Here is a 16,584-nt window from a genome sequence, read left to right as displayed (position 1 = left end):
TTATAATAATCCAAAGAATGACGCGACAATACTGATTACAACAATCGTTCCAATAATGATCCCATATCTCGGTCCTTTTTTGACCATGAAGAAGTAGATGGCAAATACCGCAGCTAACGGCAGTAATCCCTTCACGATCTGATCAAAAATATCCTGTAAAATAATCGTAGCGCCACCTGGAACTTTGAATTTCATTGGGCTGGTGATATTTACATAACTCGCACTCAAAGCACCCATCATCATCATCCCAAGAACATTCGCAGCATAGATCACTTGCTTGATTTTCCCGTCCTTCAACAAACTTAAAATAGAGTTACGACCTAACGTATACGATTTATTAATCAAGAGCCAGCTGATATACATTGTAACGGCTGTATAAATCACAATCGGACCAACCCCGCCGATCGCATTCCCATTAGAAGCCATTGGAATAAAGATGGAAATGATCAACGGCATAACTGCTGCCCAAATGATCGAATCACCAATTCCTGCCAACGGTCCCATCAAACCAGTCTTAATCGAAGTGATCGCTGTATCGGTAATCGCCGCGCCGTTCGATTTTTCTTCTTCCATCGCAATAACGATCCCTTGGATAGAGGAGCCGATCGTTCCTTCCGTATTAAAGAAATTCAAATGACGTTTCAATGCTTCTCGCTGTGCCTCTTCATCATCTGCATACAATTTCTTTACAGCTGGAATCATTGAAGCACAAAAGACCAAACTCTGTAATCGTTCATAGGAATTGGATAATTCACACCCTAATTGATAGATCCAAAACGAGCGAGACAATTCTTTTTTGGTAATTTTCTTTTGTTCCAATTGCTGTTCATTTTTTTCTGTCATTTGTTCCATTACGCTGCCTCCTCTTCTAACGCCTTGTTTCTAACCAAGAATGCTACACAAATACCAATAATTGCTACGGCCATAACTTCTGCCCCAAAGTAAACAACAGCCACAAAACCAATTAGGAAATAAGGAATCAAATGCTTCTTGCCAATCACCATGATCGTTAAAGCAAATCCAAGTGCTGGTAAGATGCCGCCCATTACTTCAAAGCCATGCATCAACCATTCTGGAATCACATCCAAAACTTGATTGACGATCGATTGACCAAAGAAGTTCGCAGCAAAGACTAGCGGAAAGCGAATAACAAAACCTGCAATTGCTGGATAAAGAAAAGCTGCACGATAAATCCCTGAATAATTTAAATCCTCCGCATATTTGTCTGCCATATGAACCCAAGTCGCATTGACTGTCCGGCGTAGTTGATCCATAAATACGCCTAATACACCGAATGGAACAGCTAAAGCAATCGCTGCTTCTGCATTCATGCCGACACCCAAAGCGATTGGAATCGCAATAGCTGAAGCCAGCGCTGGATCACTAGGGACATTCCCGCCTGGTGTAGACGTTACTCCTAAATAAACCAACTGAATCCCCGCACCGATCACCATTGCTTCTGATAATTTGCCCGTCGCAATCCCTGCAACCAATGCCGCAGATAACGGTTGAGACAGCATTCCCGAGAAAGTATAACCAAAACGCAGCCGAGCAAACCAATAGTACAACCCCATCACGATTGAAATACCTAGAACACCCATAATTCAAACACTCCTTTTTCTTTTTAATGTATTTATTTTTCCTGCAGAAAAATAAGTTTGATTTTCAAGCCGTATATCATCTAACTAAACTGTTCTTCTTTTGTTTTGGTTCAATAACTTCATTTCCAGTTCTTACTAGACTGACTGCCAAAAGTTAGACTGACATCCTTTTTCTTTTTATTGTATTTATTTTTCTTGTAGAAAAATAAGTTTGATCTTCAAGCCGTATATCATCTAACTAAACTGTTCTTCTTTTGTTTTTGATTGAATAATTTCAATTTCAGTTCGTACTAGACAGACTGCTAAAAGTTAGACTGACATCCTTTTTCTTTTTATTGTATTTATTTTTATAATATCTTATACTTTTCAATCAATTTATGAATTGGGACTGGTGTTTCTTCTGGGATGGCTTGGAAATAAACCTCCATATTTTTCGCTAAGAGTCCTTCTAAAATCTCGACGTCATCTTCGGATAGATTAATATTTTTTACTACGTTTTTACGACTGGGACCACCGCCAAGTCCGCCAACTTGAATCGCTTCTTTGACAACTCCCGCTTCGACCATTTCCCGCAGCGTTGTTAAATCTGGTACTAGAAACAGCACTTTACTATTTTTGGCCGCCGCTTCATTTTCCCAATAGGCTTTAACTGATTCGGTTCCTTTGATAATGACTTCCACACCGGGAGGCGCCGCCATCAAGTAAATACTTTGCAAAAATTCATCCTGCTCCAGCTCATCACTTACTACGATAATTTCATTGGCCGCGGATTGCTGCAACCATTTAGTAACAACTTGACCATGGATCAAGCGACTATCTACTCTAGCTAATACGATTTTTGACATTTTCCTCATCCTTTACTTTTTGATTGGTAATTCCAATATTTGGCAGCTGTCGATGACGGCCGCATGAATTTCTTTAGCTGTTTCTCGCGTAAATCCTCCGACGCCTTGTTTCATTACTGCTTCTAGCAACATTGAAGCACATAATCCCGATATCGCTACGACTTCATAATCTTTTGATAAACGTAATGCGACATTACTGGGTGTTCCACCCTTAATATCCGTTAAGATCAATAATTTATCGTTCCATTTTAATTGGTCAATTTGTGCCTTGACTCGTTCTAAGTACTCAGGCAACGAATCTTCCGCATTCAAAGCAACTTCATAAACATTGTGAATCTCCCCAACAATCATTTGAACACTTTTTAAAAGCTCTCTTCCCCATCCATTATGAGTCAAGATTAAAATCGGTTCTTTTTCCATACCCTCACTCCTTACATTGTTTTCACCTTTCAATAAAGCAAGTGCTGTGCCAAAAAAATAGCCCTTTAAAAAAGGGCTATTCTTCGCGGTTTACACGTTGACCTCAAACAACAATTCATAAATATATTTCACTTCCAACGGCGGAATGATGACATTATATGACACTTCGATCGGTCGGAAGGCCATTTTGATGACAGATGCCAGCTCCGGCAGCTCACGATATGACAGTTCATAGGAAGTATGATCATATTCTGGATGTTGGATTTGCCGTTCGATCATACATGCGCAATGAATGATGAAGCGCAGCAGTCGTTTCTCATCACTTTTCTTTTTAGTCTGCATACAAATATCCGAATAAATCTTGGATAATTCGATCGTGATACTTTTAGGATTTAAAATACTCAATAGATCTGTAATTGCTTCGATCGACAATCCTTGGATATATTTGGCTGAAACTTTTTTTAGCACCGCTTGATTTTCATCCTTGGCTAGATCGAAGCCTAACATCTGGAACACCAGCCGAATTCCTTGATCAGACAATAAATTATCCAGCGAAACAAAAGGAATATCAGGAATCTCCGTCTTCACAGTCCCAATAATACCCACTAACTTCTCATCTTCGTGAACAAAGGAAAGCAGTCGACTAAGATTTTCCAATTCTTTTTTCTCAAGCGTGATGATTCTGACGTTGGTCAATAATTCTTGCGGGAAAGTATTTAACAATAGTTTCTCAATTTTCAATGCTGTTCCTAAACCGGTTAAGCAAGAAATAACTAATACCTTGGAGTCCTCAAAATTCCCTCTGCGGCAAATGAGCGCCTTATGATTTTTCTCCTTTAGAACCGGCAGAAGATACTCAAAATTAGTTGATTCATAAATGGCTTCGCGAGCCACCTCCAGTAAAGTCAGCAAATTGATATTGCTGATCAATAGCACTTCTATCTGAAATTCTTTACTGATTACATTACCGAAATAAACCAATGAACCAATATCAACCATCAAAATCAATTTGCTGTAGCCATTATCTCGTACGACTTGTCGAACCTTGTCTAAAGTTTCCTCCACGGACTGATTGATCGGCATATTAACGGAGTTCATTAAACTCGTCGAAAATAATACATTCGTATACTCTACCATACTGGATGCCGTTGCACTTCCATGAGCGACCACAACAATCCCGCATTTTTCATCTAACTCATAGCGGCGATCCGTCGCTTTTATTTTCCGTATAAACAAATCATAAAAAATGATTTCTGTATTCGGCAGCTTCAAGGCAAAATAGTCTTCAATGTAATCCACGATTTTCTCCGCAAGCTGATAATTTTCTATTTTGCCGGAGAAAATATTTTTCGTCAGATCAAAAAAATCTTCATTTATCTGTGCCGAATAAAATACACTAGAGTAAATATGCGCAGCTAAAACATCTTTCAAATTCTCAGGCAGAAGAATGCCCAACTCCTGTTCGATATAATGAATAATCTGATTGATCTGTTCATAGAACTGCTCGTCTATATCGTGATCTTCGGAAAAGGATTGATTGAAAAGATCCATATCGTAGAGCTGATCCAGTTTATTTTGCATCATGGCTACTGCATCTTTGGATGAAATATTTACATTCTTAAGATCGGCATATTCCTTTAACAAGAAATTATAAAAACGATCATTTTGCTTGTCCTTCACCTGCAGCAGCTGCTCCACATGAGGATAAAAATAGTCATGCTGGATTTTGATCCCTCGACTAGGAACATACTCATTCAATACAACGATATCCTTCGTATCCACCGTGTTTTCGTCCAGCATCCCCAACGGTACCTCGATGTTCAATTCTTGGATCTCGTAGTCGATCGCATCAAGATACGCCTGCGCACAAATAAACTGGATCTCTGACTTCAATTCACCGACATTCGCTTTGTACTTGGAGAAAACGAGATATTTCAAGGTATTATAAGAAATAGAAATATCCTTTTGAATTCCCTGACTCTCTTCCATGAAAAAGGTCAGGATCAGCTGGATTTTCTCTTTGATCGAACGTTCGGACAAGCTGGGAATATGTAAATTTACCGGTATTCGTCGCAAAAACGTTTTTAGAAACGTTTTTTCCAATTCTTCTGTTGTGGCAAAAATGAATTTAATTGAAACATGCCGCTGCTTTTCAGCCTCGCCCATTCGGGTAAAATAGCCCTTATCCAGCAACGTAAATAGCTTTTCTTGTCCCTCATTAGTCAGTCGATGAACCTCATCTAAAAAGAAGAATCCCCCATCCGCCAATTCGACCAATCCCTGATGATCGTTATCCGCACCAGTAAAACTTCCTTTTTTATAACCGAATAAATGGGAGGTCAGCAGTTCTGGATTATTGAAATACTCCGCACAGTTAAAATAAATAAAAGGAACTTTCTGCGCTGTTTTGGCTTCAAAAAATTCATGTAAATGTTCCGCCAATAACGTTTTTCCTACTCCAGATTCACCTGTCAGCATAATATTCAAGCCTTTAGGTGGATACAAGACTGCTGCCTTCAGCTTTTTAATACTATCTGCCAAGCTGCCATCGTAGCCGATTACTTTGGAAAATGGATTGTTTCGGAACTCTTGCTTCTGCTGCTCCTTTTTCTCCAACTCTTGGCGGATCTCTATTTCCAATTCTTCAAGTGAAGCGTACTCATCTTTTCGCGGAGAAAAAAAGAAAGTTTTTTCTAAAGCCGAACGAGCAAAAAATAAAACTGGACGTGATTTAACTTTGATTACCTGATGTTTATTGGTTAATTTTGATAAATCTTCACTGACCGCAGTCCGAGCATAGTCGGTCACCTCGCAAATATCTTTTACGGTGCAACCCTTTAATTGGCTTAAGGCTAATTCATTCTGCTGATGGAAGGTATACAGACATTCAAAAATAGTATCAATTCTCATAGTTTTCTCCCCCAAAGAGTCGTTAGCTTGTTTTTATCATCTCCCGAGTCATAAAGCAACACAATCTTTTATAAGCAAACTAAAAAAAGAATGATTGCTCATTGTATTAAGAACTTTAAAAATGATAACTGTGTTTCATTCCCCTAAAATTTTACGTTCATCATCATTGATCCAGATTGCCTGATGATCCTTGATCGCCACTGTTTCTTTCTTGTCTTCATTTGATTGAACCATTTTATCCGCCGCGTCTTTGAATTCTCGACTTTGATAATGTGGAACGACATAAAAATCAATCAGGTCTAAACCAGCATAATCCGTCAAATCAGGCGCCTGTTTTGGATCGTCCATTACAGCCGAGTAACCTATATCTGGACAAACTACGATCGCTCCAGCAGATTCTCCAATGTAAAGTTTTCCTTTTCTTACTTCTTCAATAATGAGCTGATCCGTTCTTGTTCTGCGTAATTCTTGCAATAAGAAGAATGTATTTCCACCAGCTATATAAATGATCTCGTTCTTGGCTAATGTAGCTTTACTCTGTTCATACGTCACTTTACCAATATCCAGCTCCTCTACCTTCATTCCGCTGAAACGCAAAGCCCATTTTCCGATTCTGACAAAAAAGCCCAGCTTTTCAACTTTGCTGGCAATTGGAATATAGGTGACTGTTTGTCTTTTAACGTCCTCAACCGATTTTAGCAGCCCCGAAACATTTTGAAACATCGACACTAAAAACATTCGTTTCATCTGCGATCCCCCGCTTCTTTTCCGGTATCCATAACTTTATTATAAACGCTCTCGGCTATCGAAAGAACAAATAAAAAAACTAGCCCTGAACGTTTTTCCGTTCAAAACTAGCTTTATTCAATCTAATAATACACTTCATCTAGGAACAGACCATGCGCCGGTACTGTTTCTCCAGCATTTTCCCGAACCTTTGTCTCAAAAATTTCGTCGATTACTATCAACTCTAATTTTCCCGCACCAATTTCTAAAATCGTGCCCATCAGAATTCGAACCATTTTATGCAGGAAGCCGTCGCCGACAAAAGTAAAATGCAGCATGCTGCCTTCGCGTTCGATTGAAATGTCATCAATCGTTCGAGTCGTTGATTTCTTCGTTTTTTTCAATGCCGAAAAACCAGCGAAATCATGCTTGCCAATCAGTTTCTCACAAGCCGCAGTCATTTTGTCCATATCCAACGTTTGCGGAAAGTAAAAACTATGATACCGTTCAAAGGCCGTTGGAATTGGATCATTCCAAACATAGTAGCTGTATTGTTTGCCCTTCACATTATAACGTGCGTGGAAACGTTCAGGCATCTCTTCTACTTTTTTCACCACGATATCACCCGGTAAATAGCGATTGAAGAACGCCAGCATTTCATTTCGTGCCATTTCTGAATTGGTTTTGAAATTCGCTACTTGACCTTTCGCATGTGCACCGGCATCTGTTCGACCAGAACCGATAATCTCGATTTTTTCATTAGTCATCTGCTCGATCACACTTTCGATTTTCCCTTGGATCGTTTTCTCTGAATCACCCAGCCGCTGCCAGCCAAGGTAACGCTTGCCATCGTATTCGATGGTTAATTTAATATTTCGCATAGGATAAATCCTCCTCTAAAGTTTCACACTGAACCAATGTACCACAGAACGCTGAGATGCTCTAGTGTAGAGGATAAAAAGAAAGCCAGAACACTCCGAAAAGTGGTCTGACTTTTAAAGTTAAACAAGTTCGACGCTCTTGTTGTATTATTTTTTTATTCGACTTAAAGCCTCTAGCAATAGCTCTCTTGGCATTCCGATACTCAAACGGACAAATCCTTCGCCATCTTGGACAAAGTAGCTGCCGACCACCATTGTCAAATTAGCCCGACGGAAAAATCTCTGCATTTCTGCTTCATCCTTGAACCAATCACGCACATCGATCCATGCTAAGAAGGAAGATTCTGACGGCATCACTTTAGCCTCTGGAATTTCTGCAAAGAAATCATCAATGATCTGCATATTTCCTTCTACATAATCAATCATCTCATCCAGCCAATCTTCACTCTCGTTATAAGCCGCCACGATTGCAGGTACAGCAAACACATGCGGAGAAGTAATCGAATTTTTTTGCAGTTGCAGCAGCAACGTTTCTCTGATCGCCGGGTTTGGAATCACGACATACGACGTTTTTAATCCGCCTAAATTAAATCCTTTATTCGGAGAAAGACACAACACGCTATGCTGTGAAATTTCTGGGTGAGCGTTCCAGATCGAAGTAAAGGTTTGATTTTTATAAACAATGTCACGATGAATTTCATCACACACCAAAAGAACGTTGTGCCGAATACATAATTCCGCTAATTGAAAAAGCTCTTCCTTCGTCCAAATTCGACCAGATGGATTCTGCGGACTACAGAAAATGAACAGCTTGATTTCATTTTCTATCATCTGCCGCTCCATATCTTCAAAATCCAAATAGTAGCGATTGTCGCGATTGATCAGCGAACTGCAAAATAATTTTCGTTCATTATGTTCGACCGCCTCAGCAAAAGGATCATACGCAGGCGTATTGATCAAAACCCCTTCGCCTTTTTCCGTATAGGCTTGCACAATATAATGCAATGTTGAAACTGTTCCAAAGGTCAGCTTAATCCAGTCTTTTTCGATGTACGTATCATAACGACGTTGATTCCAATCAATCACCGCCTCATAAAACTCATCCGGCACATAAGAATAGCTGTAATCCCCAATACTCGCACGTTTCATCAAAGCTTTTTGGATCGCTGGTGCGACTTCAAAATCAATGTCCGCTAAATCCATCGGGATCGCATCCTCATTCAAGCCAAATTTTTCTTTCAACACCTGATTGCTCCACTTCCGCGCATTTCCCTGTTTGCGGTCGATAACCTTATCCAAATTATACATAGCATTCACCTACTGTTAACAGTTCTTTTGTGGTTTGATTTAGCGGAACCCCAATACCATTTCGGATCACGACATCATCTTCAATTCGCACACCGCCGACACCCGGAAGATAAATTCCCGGTTCAACACTCATCACCATATGTTCTTTTAAGACCATTTGACTCTTCGGATTCAAAATCGGCACATCGCCGCCCATTCCGATCCCATGTCCTAAGCCATGACTAAAATAATCACCGTAACCAGCTGCGCTAATAATCTTTCGTGCCACCGCATCAACTTCTTGACCCGTTACACCTTCACGAATAAAATCAGAAGCAGCTTGCTGGGCTTCTTTTACTACTTGATAGATCGTTCTTAATTCTTGGGTTGCTTCACCTAACGAAACAGTTCGAGTCATGTCCGACTGATAGTCATCCAGCACGATCCCAAAATCAATCGTAATAAAATCACCTGCTGTAAACACCCGCTGCGTCGGACGACCATGAGGCAATGCGCTTCGCGGCCCACTGGCAACGATTGGATCAAATGCCATCGCGGTAGCACCCTTTTTCAATGAAAGATAATGGATCAAAGCTCCAAGCTCATTTTCCTGCATCCCAACCTTAATTTCAGGAATGAGTTCGGCGAAAATTTCATCCGTGACCACACAAGCATTTTGGATCAGTTGGATTTCTTCCTGTGATTTGATTGCACGAAGTTCTTGAATTTGGCTCGACCAAATCTCAACGTCAAACGAATCAGCCAACGCACGATATTCTTGAATCGACAATCCATTTGGTTCAATCGCCAAATCTGTCATTTTCTGTTGATTCAGCCAATCGAAAATTTTCGGCAGATAACTGCCTTGCGGTACTTCAACATTTTCAAAACCGTTTGTTAAATCTTTTATCTCTTGGCGGTAACGCCCATCAAAAAACTGAACTTGAGAAGAAGGCGTGACAACTAAATAGATGCCACTGCCTCCTAATGAACCAAAGTATTTTTTGTTCTCGCGATTTTTGATGATGATTGCGTCCTTACCCGACTCGTTTAAAAGTTGCTGTAATTTTTCAATTCTCATCTGACACACTCCAATTTTAGAAATCGAGATCCAAGCCATCCAGGATATCCGTATCGCCTTGGTCGAAGATCGTTTTCTTTTCCTTTTTCTTCGCTTCATCTTTCAACTCGTTGCGTTCCATAATCTTGAAGAACGGTACATAAATAGCTACTGCAAGAACCAGCTGCAAAGCATTGACTAGGATCGTTCGCCAATCCCCATTCGTCAGGAAGCCCTCCAAGAAGACACCCACATACGGCGGATCAAAGATTGGTTTATTCAACCAGCCCCAATGCATGAAGAACATCGGCAAGGTTCCGATGATCGCTCCGCCAAACACATGTGGAACGAACATCAACGGATTTAAAATGATTGGTGCACCAAACAAGATTGGTTCATTGATCCCAAACAAGGCTGGGAATAAAGAGACCTTTCCAATTTGACGATACCGTTTTGATTTTGAAAACAAACAAGCCACGATACAGCCGATCGAAATGCCACAGCCAGTAAATCCGAAGAATGCACTTGAAGCGCCCGCTGTATAGAAATGCGGAATCGGTTGACCTGCTTGGAAAGCTGAGATATTTTCTGCAATAAAAGCTACCATGATTGGACGCGTGATCGGACTGAATACTGACGAATGAATCCCAAAGAAGAAGATCAGACAGATACAGAAATTCAGCGCCAATACGGACCAAGGATTGTCCATCGAACCAACCAGCGGTGACAAGAAGCGCGTCAAGATTGTTGGCGGCAATTCTCCAGCCGTTTGCATCAACGCAAAGCGCCCAATGATAAAGGTTCCACCGACGATCAATGTTACTGGAATCAATTCAAACGATTTCGAAACAAAATCGGGAACGCCATCTGGCATTCGAATCGTCATATTGTGTTTTTTACAGAAGTTGTATAATTCTACGGTGATCAAGGCGACAAACATTGATGTAAACAATCCTTTAGCACCAAAATTAGTAATATCCAGCATTCCATTTTTATCAAAGGTCGCTGTCATAAACAAGAAACCAAAAAGTGATAGCGTCACAGCACCGGGAATATATAATTTGTAATGATTTCCTAGATTATACGAAATCGCCGCACAGGCATAGAGACCGATCAAGCCTGTCGATAAAGTTACCGGGAGATTAAATAATTCCGCATTATTAAGAATAAACTGACTAAACGCGTTGGATTCTCCCAACATGTTTGGCAACGCCGGCAAGATAGCAAAGAAACTTCCTAAAATAGTAAATGGTGTCATAGCAACCATCCCGGCTTTGATAGCACTCAAATGTCGTTGATTATCAACTTTGTGCGCCAGCGGGACGAAGAAACGATTCATAAAAGCCTCGAATTTTGCGAACATGGTATTCCTCCTAGTTCATATTAATGTATCTATTTTTCCAAGAAAAATAGGTTTGTTTTTCTCCACGTATATCATTCCACTAAAGCCTTAAGTTTTATGATTCTGCGAAAAGTGGAACTGACATCCTAATGATGGTTAGTAATAGGAGTATACCAATAATCATCAAGGCTGCCGCAATTTTTTTTTTCCATTTAAACAAATAGTCCACAAGTTTTTCTTTAATTTTTTGAATAGTTTCCTTGTCCATTCTATGTACTAACCCCCACGATCCAGAATTGTCAGTCAATTTTACTATCTGGATAGTGAAAATCGTAACATAGAGCTTTGTGCTTTACAAACTCTTTTTTTAACCAATTCATTTTGATTTATGAATAAAATAAAGATCAACCACTCTGCTAATGATTGATCTGCTTGTCTTTTTATTCTGGTAGATTTTCCTCAAGAATCGCTAAGGCTGCACGGACATATTCAGTGCACGGACGCTTTCCAAAGAGTTTTGTACAATAGAGTGAGCCGCATGTCTGCTCAAAATCTTGCGTCATTGCCACAAGTATTTTTCCAGCATCATCATCTTTACACTTGGCTGGATCAGTCGCTTCCATTGTTCCCTTTAAGGCATTAATCACCATATAGTTTCCTACTAATGCCCCGCATAAACCCTGATAATTCCCGCCACCATACTCGGCAGCAAGCTCATGTGCCTGCTCCTCGGTGATGCCCATTTCAGTACAATAGGCACAGACAATCGCTTGACAACAGTTTCGACCGGCTTGAAAATAAGTCATCGCTTGCTCCTGATGATTCATGATTCGCTCACCCTTTCAGTTTACAGTCCTTTATCCAGTGTAATACAAGGTACGCCATCTTCCTCATAAGGCTGTCCAACTCTTAAATAGCCCAAATTTTCATAAAATTCGGCCGCTGTCAATTCTGCATGGATCACAATCTGTTTGATCTGTTTCTTCCTTGCCAAAGCTTCTAGGGCTTTAACTACCTGACTCCCCAATTGCTTTCCACGATACTCCTTCAAAGTCGCTACACGTCCGATGCGAGCAACTTCGTCTGTTTCGAATAAAAACCGGGCCGTCGCAACGGGAAGATTCCCATCAAAAAGAACGCTGTAGATTGTTTCAGCAGTGTCATTTTGATCAAACTCATCAGTCAATGCCAATGATTTTTCCAAGACAAAGACCCTCATTCGAATATAACTACTTGCTGCCCGCAAGTGAACCGCAGTGCCCACTTCTAATCTTAAGTCCTCCATATGCCCTCCTGTTTAACTCATTATACTATTTTGACTGAAAACTGAACGAGTATAAAAGTTATTTTGTTTTTTGATAATCCTTCACAGGCAATCCAGCCTCTTTTATAAAGGGAGAAGGCTCTGTTACTTTATTGTTGACTGCCTTAGGAAAAGTCACGTAGAGATTTTCCTTTGCACGCGTGATCGCAACGTACATCAAGCGACGCTGCTCTTCCATCGTTGTTGGCGGATCTGCTTTTTCTATCGCCGCCTGGATATCACAATCTGCTTTTTTCACCGTATGATGATTAGGCAACGCATCATTATAAACACCTTTGATAAAGATATTCTTTTTGCCTAAACCTTTGCTGGCATGGATCGACAAAAGATAGACAGCATTTAGCTTTTGTTGATCGTAATCATTTAAACGTTGCTTCATCCCTTGCGTCTGTTTGCTGGCATGCTCAAAATTCGCCAACAACCCTTGCCAATCGGCTGCCGCAGATAACTCCTTATTCAACCACTCGGCTTCCTCTTCACTCAAGTCCTTCTTAAATTTTGGTGTTGCCAACAGTGCTTCCGCTAAAGCGACCAGGTTTAGTTGTTTCTGTTGATAAAACAGATAAATCTGCTTAAAAAATTCCTTCGTTAACCTTTGTGCCGCTGAATTCAATTTCTTCTCACCAATCAAAAAATCGACCAGATCATTGATTTTGAACTTGTTTTTACTAAACAGTTCTGCTGTAAATTTTTCACTTGTCCCAAATTTTACATAGTGATAAAAAGCATATTGCTGAATGATGCTTTTTAAAGCATTGTTCTTCTGTTCGACAGTTTTCGCTCCATCGATGGTTCTTAATTGTTCGAATAGATTTTTGAATAACGGAATCCCAAAAATCCCCAACAAATCATCGTTGGCTTGAGTCACAAAGGGTACCTTCTCTTTCGCTAATTGTTTTAACAATGAGCGAAGCTGAACCCGCGTTGGATATAAAATTAACGTATTCGTATAATCTGGCTGACCAGCAGCAGTCGGAGTTTTTGAAGCAAGCTCTTGAATTTTTCTACCGATCCAAGCCGCCTCTTCTTCATCATCTGGAAAACCGATGCTGTAACAGTCATGCTCTCCCGCCGGTTTATAGGCAGTCATCGTTTTTTCCAAACGATCGTGGGCATTGCCTTTGATCAATTGATTTCCAGCCGCGACAATTGGCGCCTCCGAACGATAATTCGTCATCAGTGTCAGTGATGTTTGTCGATATTCTTGATCAAAATCCTTGATGTATTTAGGTTCTGCTCCACGGAAATAGTAAATACTTTGATCGTCGTCCCCTACGATAATCAGCTTACTAGCCGATTTTTGTTTCGTGTTTTTATCAGGTGGACAAATCAGAGCCACGATTTGCTTTTGCAGTGGATTGATATCTTGGAACTCATCAATAAAAATATACCGATATTTTTGTTGAAGTTCTTGCTGCGCCTGGACATCGTTTTCTAAGATCAATTTTAAGTTGAACAGCATATCATCAAAATTAATGAAGTGCTGCTCTTTTTTTATCGCCGATAATTCTGCCATGAATTGCTTGAAGACAACACTTAATTTCTGGTTAGGCAACAAGTCTTTGCTATCAAAATACTTCGCGATAAAGTGAGTCATTTCTTGATCAGAATATCCTAGATTACGCCAATAGCTGATGCGCGTTAAAATACTGCGATCCTCATATTTATCAAAATTATATAAACGATACTTTTTAATCAATTGATTGACTGTCTCCAAGTACAATCCCTCATTGATCGTTCCTTCAATTCCCCAGCGCTTCAATTCAGGCGCTTGTCGAATCAACTCATTATATTCCGCATTGAACCAGCCATGAAAGGTCTGGACTTTGATCTTGGCATAGCCGCCTAAGTATTGATTCACTCGAGCTTCCATCTCTAATTTTGCCTTACGAGAAAAAGTACACATTAGAATTGTTTTGGAATCAACTGATTTTTCCAGCACCAAATAGGCGGCTTTCGCACAAATCGTTTGCGTCTTTCCACTTCCCGCACCAGCAATAATCCGCAAATGCGTCTGCATTGGAAATCGAATCGCCGCCAGCTGTTCATCACTAAAAGAATTACCGCTGTTTTTAGCGATCAATTGCTGCAAAGTATCTTTATCTTCCTCTGGATCTGCTTCGATTAAATCTGATTTTATGTAATTTGAAAGCTTAGTAAGCATCAATAAATGGTCCCTTCTATGTAAAAAAAATCATACTTACCTATTATAACGGAATCATTTATTTTTGATAGTAATTAATGTATAAACGAGCCTACTCTCGTTCGAGCAGGCCCGTTGCTAGATCTACCAAAATTTATTTAAAAAGAAATCAACATCTGCTTGATTCGGACGTTCACGAACTTGGGTGTCTTCATTAAGAACCAGAATTTCTTGTTCTTCTTCAGAATATTTGGGCCATTCAATACTGGTCTTTTCACCCTGATTCGGATCTCCTGAAACAATGAAATTTAACCAACGATTATGCAAGTCTTCTTTAAACTGCTCTTTTTCTGTCGTCAATTCGACTTCTTCTGGAATCGTATCAAAGACAAAAAATAGTTCCATAGCGTGAGCTGTTCCCAGACCCTGTTCATTTAACTTTGGCATATTCAGATCAAAATTATAATAATAAACGTTTTTACCTTGTTTAGCCATTTCATTGGCAAAACTTTCACTGCCTAACCGCATAGCATAGTAGAAAATATCACGCGCACGTTGTGTTGCATTGTGTGTTTCATCTACAGGGTATTTCGCCAGCACTTCCTCCGCTTGGTCTCCAAAGGTCAAGCGAATCGTCCGTTGATACTCCGCTTCGGAAATTCCTTCTGGTACAAAGAGTGTTCCTTCATCTGTATTGTAGCCAGCGAGCAGATCAACTGAATTATAGTCACCCTTTTGCAATGCTTCATAAGGATTTTCTGGAATCACCTTTCCATCAAAAGTAGGCCATAGATTGTAATCAGTCGGTTTTGTAATATCAATACTGAATTGACTTTCTTCAGCCAGTAATTGCGCATCCAATTGCTGAGCTTCTTCTAATGTCCCAACCTGCAGATGCTTACGAAAAAGCTCTGCATTCGCTAATGCCTGTTGCTTATCTCCTGTACTTTTTGGTACTACCATGGGTTGCCCTACAATACCGCCGCTTTCAAGAATGGCTCTTTGGAAAAGTCCCTTTGCTAATGGACTCATTACTAAATTTGAAACGCTGAAGGCACCAGCCGATTCTCCACTAATCGTAATATTTTCCGGATCACCGCCAAAAGCCGCAACATTTTTTTTGACCCATTCTAACGCTTTGATTTGATCTAGCGTTCCCAGATTCCCAACGTTTCCATACTTTTCAGTTACTTCCGGAAAAGCCAAATTTCCAAGCGCACTTAACCGGTAAGGAATATTAATCTGGATCACATTGTCCTTAGCAAAACGAGTACCATCATACATCGTCTTTGCAGGACTTCCTTGAGTATATGCCCCTCCATGAATAAATACTAAAACCGATAATTTCTCTTTTTTCGGTTTAGCAGGCTTCCAAAGATTCAAATAGAGGCAATCTTCATCGTAGGTTATACCGTCCTCCTTTTTTGCTACCTGAATCGCGGAAGGCCGAAATTCAGTGCAGTCTAATGTTTTCGTCCATTTTTCAGGTGTCTCTGGAGGTAAAAAACGTAATTCTTCAACTGGTGGTGCTGCAAACGGAATTCCTTTGAAGCTGATCACATCTGCTTTTTTCCTTCCCTTTACAGGACCATATCTCGTATCAACGACTAAAGCATCTGTTTGATGATCACTTTTCTTGGAAGAATCATCGGCAGATTCTCTTCCACACGCGGAAATTAATAGCAAGACTGCTGTTGTCGCACCAAACCATATCCATCTTTTCTTCATAAGTACCCTCCTCTAAAAAAACTGACAAAGTGATAGTAAAAAATTAAATGACCAATAATTACCCTTTAATTAATAGTTTAACAAAGAATACCTCTTTTCTCGTGTTGGAGACTGAACACATTCTTTATAAGCTATAAAAAAAAGGAGTAATCATTATTTTTAAATAGCAACGAAGATCGACCTTTTTATAAAAAATCATTTCTTTTAAGAAATTATGGTAAAAATTAATCCCCAAAACTTAATTCCAAATAAACAAATCGATAGCGTAAAATATTTTGTGTAAATAGAATTTTTGAGTAGAAAAAAAGAAAGTCCAT

At 39.9% G+C, this 16,584-nt stretch carries 14 protein-coding genes; all 14 read right to left on the bottom strand.

Annotated features, from left to right (window positions below):
- The 14 genes from PGP85_RS16505 to PGP85_RS16440 all read right to left on the bottom strand — a co-directional run bounded on the left by PGP85_RS16505 (position 1) and on the right by PGP85_RS16440 (position 16,267).
- A complete protein-coding gene (locus tag PGP85_RS16505; RefSeq protein WP_010742975.1) occupies positions 1-852 on the bottom strand; it encodes a PTS system mannose/fructose/sorbose family transporter subunit IID in 852 nt (283 codons plus the stop codon).
- Positions 852-1,601, bottom strand: coding sequence for a PTS mannose/fructose/sorbose/N-acetylgalactosamine transporter subunit IIC (locus tag PGP85_RS16500; protein WP_090406762.1), 750 nt, complete (start codon positions 1,599-1,601; stop codon positions 852-854). Before PGP85_RS16500 ends, PGP85_RS16505 begins: the two co-directional genes overlap by 1 nt.
- Before the next feature lie 347 nt (positions 1,602-1,948).
- Positions 1,949-2,446, bottom strand: coding sequence for a PTS system mannose/fructose/N-acetylgalactosamine-transporter subunit IIB (locus tag PGP85_RS16495; protein ID WP_270328487.1), 498 nt, complete (start codon positions 2,444-2,446; stop codon positions 1,949-1,951).
- 12 nt (positions 2,447-2,458) lie between these two features.
- Complete coding sequence (locus PGP85_RS16490; protein WP_090406758.1) at positions 2,459-2,866, bottom strand: PTS sugar transporter subunit IIA; 408 nt, start codon at positions 2,864-2,866, stop codon at positions 2,459-2,461.
- Between the two features lie 90 nt (positions 2,867-2,956).
- Positions 2,957-5,776 (bottom strand): sigma 54-interacting transcriptional regulator, encoded by a 2,820-nt coding sequence (locus PGP85_RS16485; protein WP_010742971.1) that lies wholly within the window; start codon positions 5,774-5,776, stop codon positions 2,957-2,959.
- Between the two features lie 135 nt (positions 5,777-5,911).
- Entirely contained in the window at positions 5,912-6,523 is a 612-nt protein-coding gene (locus PGP85_RS16480; protein WP_270328486.1) for a Type 1 glutamine amidotransferase-like domain-containing protein, read from the bottom strand.
- A 122-nt stretch (positions 6,524-6,645) separates the two neighbouring features.
- Entirely contained in the window at positions 6,646-7,383 is a 738-nt protein-coding gene (gene truA / locus PGP85_RS16475; protein ID WP_270328484.1) for a tRNA pseudouridine(38-40) synthase TruA, read from the bottom strand.
- A gap of 147 nt (positions 7,384-7,530) precedes the next feature.
- Positions 7,531-8,691 (bottom strand): MalY/PatB family protein, encoded by a 1,161-nt coding sequence (locus PGP85_RS16470; RefSeq protein WP_270328482.1) that lies wholly within the window; start codon positions 8,689-8,691, stop codon positions 7,531-7,533.
- Positions 8,684-9,751, bottom strand: coding sequence for a M24 family metallopeptidase (locus PGP85_RS16465; protein WP_010742967.1), 1,068 nt, complete (start codon positions 9,749-9,751; stop codon positions 8,684-8,686). The genes PGP85_RS16470 and PGP85_RS16465 overlap by 8 nt, the downstream gene beginning before the upstream one ends.
- A 16-nt stretch (positions 9,752-9,767) precedes the next feature.
- Entirely contained in the window at positions 9,768-11,093 is a 1,326-nt protein-coding gene (locus PGP85_RS16460; protein WP_178982959.1) for a PTS sugar transporter subunit IIC, read from the bottom strand.
- A gap of 419 nt (positions 11,094-11,512) precedes the next feature.
- On the bottom strand, positions 11,513-11,899 hold the full coding sequence (locus PGP85_RS16455) for a C-GCAxxG-C-C family protein (RefSeq protein ID WP_270328480.1): 387 nt from the start codon (positions 11,897-11,899) through the stop codon (positions 11,513-11,515).
- A 20-nt stretch (positions 11,900-11,919) separates the two neighbouring features.
- Positions 11,920-12,357, bottom strand: a complete 438-nt coding sequence (locus tag PGP85_RS16450; RefSeq protein ID WP_010742955.1) for a GNAT family N-acetyltransferase — start codon at positions 12,355-12,357, stop codon at positions 11,920-11,922.
- 58 nt (positions 12,358-12,415) lie between these two features.
- Positions 12,416-14,560: an ATP-dependent helicase gene (locus PGP85_RS16445; RefSeq protein ID WP_270328478.1), complete on the bottom strand. Its 2,145-nt coding sequence runs from the start codon at positions 14,558-14,560 to the stop codon at positions 12,416-12,418.
- Positions 14,561-14,683: 123 nt separating this feature from the next.
- Complete coding sequence (locus PGP85_RS16440; RefSeq protein ID WP_270328476.1) at positions 14,684-16,267, bottom strand: carboxylesterase/lipase family protein; 1,584 nt, start codon at positions 16,265-16,267, stop codon at positions 14,684-14,686.
- Positions 16,268-16,584: the final 317 nt, after the last annotated feature.

This window comes from Enterococcus malodoratus (genome assembly GCF_027659535.1).
Classification (GTDB): Bacteria; Bacillota; Bacilli; order Lactobacillales; family Enterococcaceae; genus Enterococcus_A; species Enterococcus_A malodoratus.
Note: the sequence above shows the minus strand (reverse complement) of the source record. Positions and strands in the feature narration are given on the sequence as shown.

What these genes read in the sequence shown, in the direction of transcription:
- PGP85_RS16505 (WP_010742975.1), bottom strand. Translation starts at nt 852, where the DNA reads ATGGAACAAATGACAGAAAAAAATGAACAGCAATTGGAACAAAAGAAA.
- PGP85_RS16500 (WP_090406762.1), bottom strand. Translation starts at nt 1,601, where the DNA reads ATGGGTGTTCTAGGTATTTCAATCGTGATGGGGTTGTACTATTGGTTT.
- PGP85_RS16495 (WP_270328487.1), bottom strand. Translation starts at nt 2,446, where the DNA reads ATGTCAAAAATCGTATTAGCTAGAGTAGATAGTCGCTTGATCCATGGT.
- PGP85_RS16490 (WP_090406758.1), bottom strand. Translation starts at nt 2,866, where the DNA reads ATGGAAAAAGAACCGATTTTAATCTTGACTCATAATGGATGGGGAAGA.
- PGP85_RS16485 (WP_010742971.1), bottom strand. Translation starts at nt 5,776, where the DNA reads ATGAGAATTGATACTATTTTTGAATGTCTGTATACCTTCCATCAGCAG.
- PGP85_RS16480 (WP_270328486.1), bottom strand. Translation starts at nt 6,523, where the DNA reads ATGAAACGAATGTTTTTAGTGTCGATGTTTCAAAATGTTTCGGGGCTG.
- truA (WP_270328484.1), bottom strand. Translation starts at nt 7,383, where the DNA reads ATGCGAAATATTAAATTAACCATCGAATACGATGGCAAGCGTTACCTT.
- PGP85_RS16470 (WP_270328482.1), bottom strand. Translation starts at nt 8,691, where the DNA reads ATGTATAATTTGGATAAGGTTATCGACCGCAAACAGGGAAATGCGCGG.
- PGP85_RS16465 (WP_010742967.1), bottom strand. Translation starts at nt 9,751, where the DNA reads ATGAGAATTGAAAAATTACAGCAACTTTTAAACGAGTCGGGTAAGGAC.
- PGP85_RS16460 (WP_178982959.1), bottom strand. Translation starts at nt 11,093, where the DNA reads ATGTTCGCAAAATTCGAGGCTTTTATGAATCGTTTCTTCGTCCCGCTG.
- PGP85_RS16455 (WP_270328480.1), bottom strand. Translation starts at nt 11,899, where the DNA reads ATGAATCATCAGGAGCAAGCGATGACTTATTTTCAAGCCGGTCGAAAC.
- PGP85_RS16450 (WP_010742955.1), bottom strand. Translation starts at nt 12,357, where the DNA reads ATGGAGGACTTAAGATTAGAAGTGGGCACTGCGGTTCACTTGCGGGCA.
- PGP85_RS16445 (WP_270328478.1), bottom strand. Translation starts at nt 14,560, where the DNA reads ATGCTTACTAAGCTTTCAAATTACATAAAATCAGATTTAATCGAAGCA.
- PGP85_RS16440 (WP_270328476.1), bottom strand. Translation starts at nt 16,267, where the DNA reads ATGAAGAAAAGATGGATATGGTTTGGTGCGACAACAGCAGTCTTGCTA.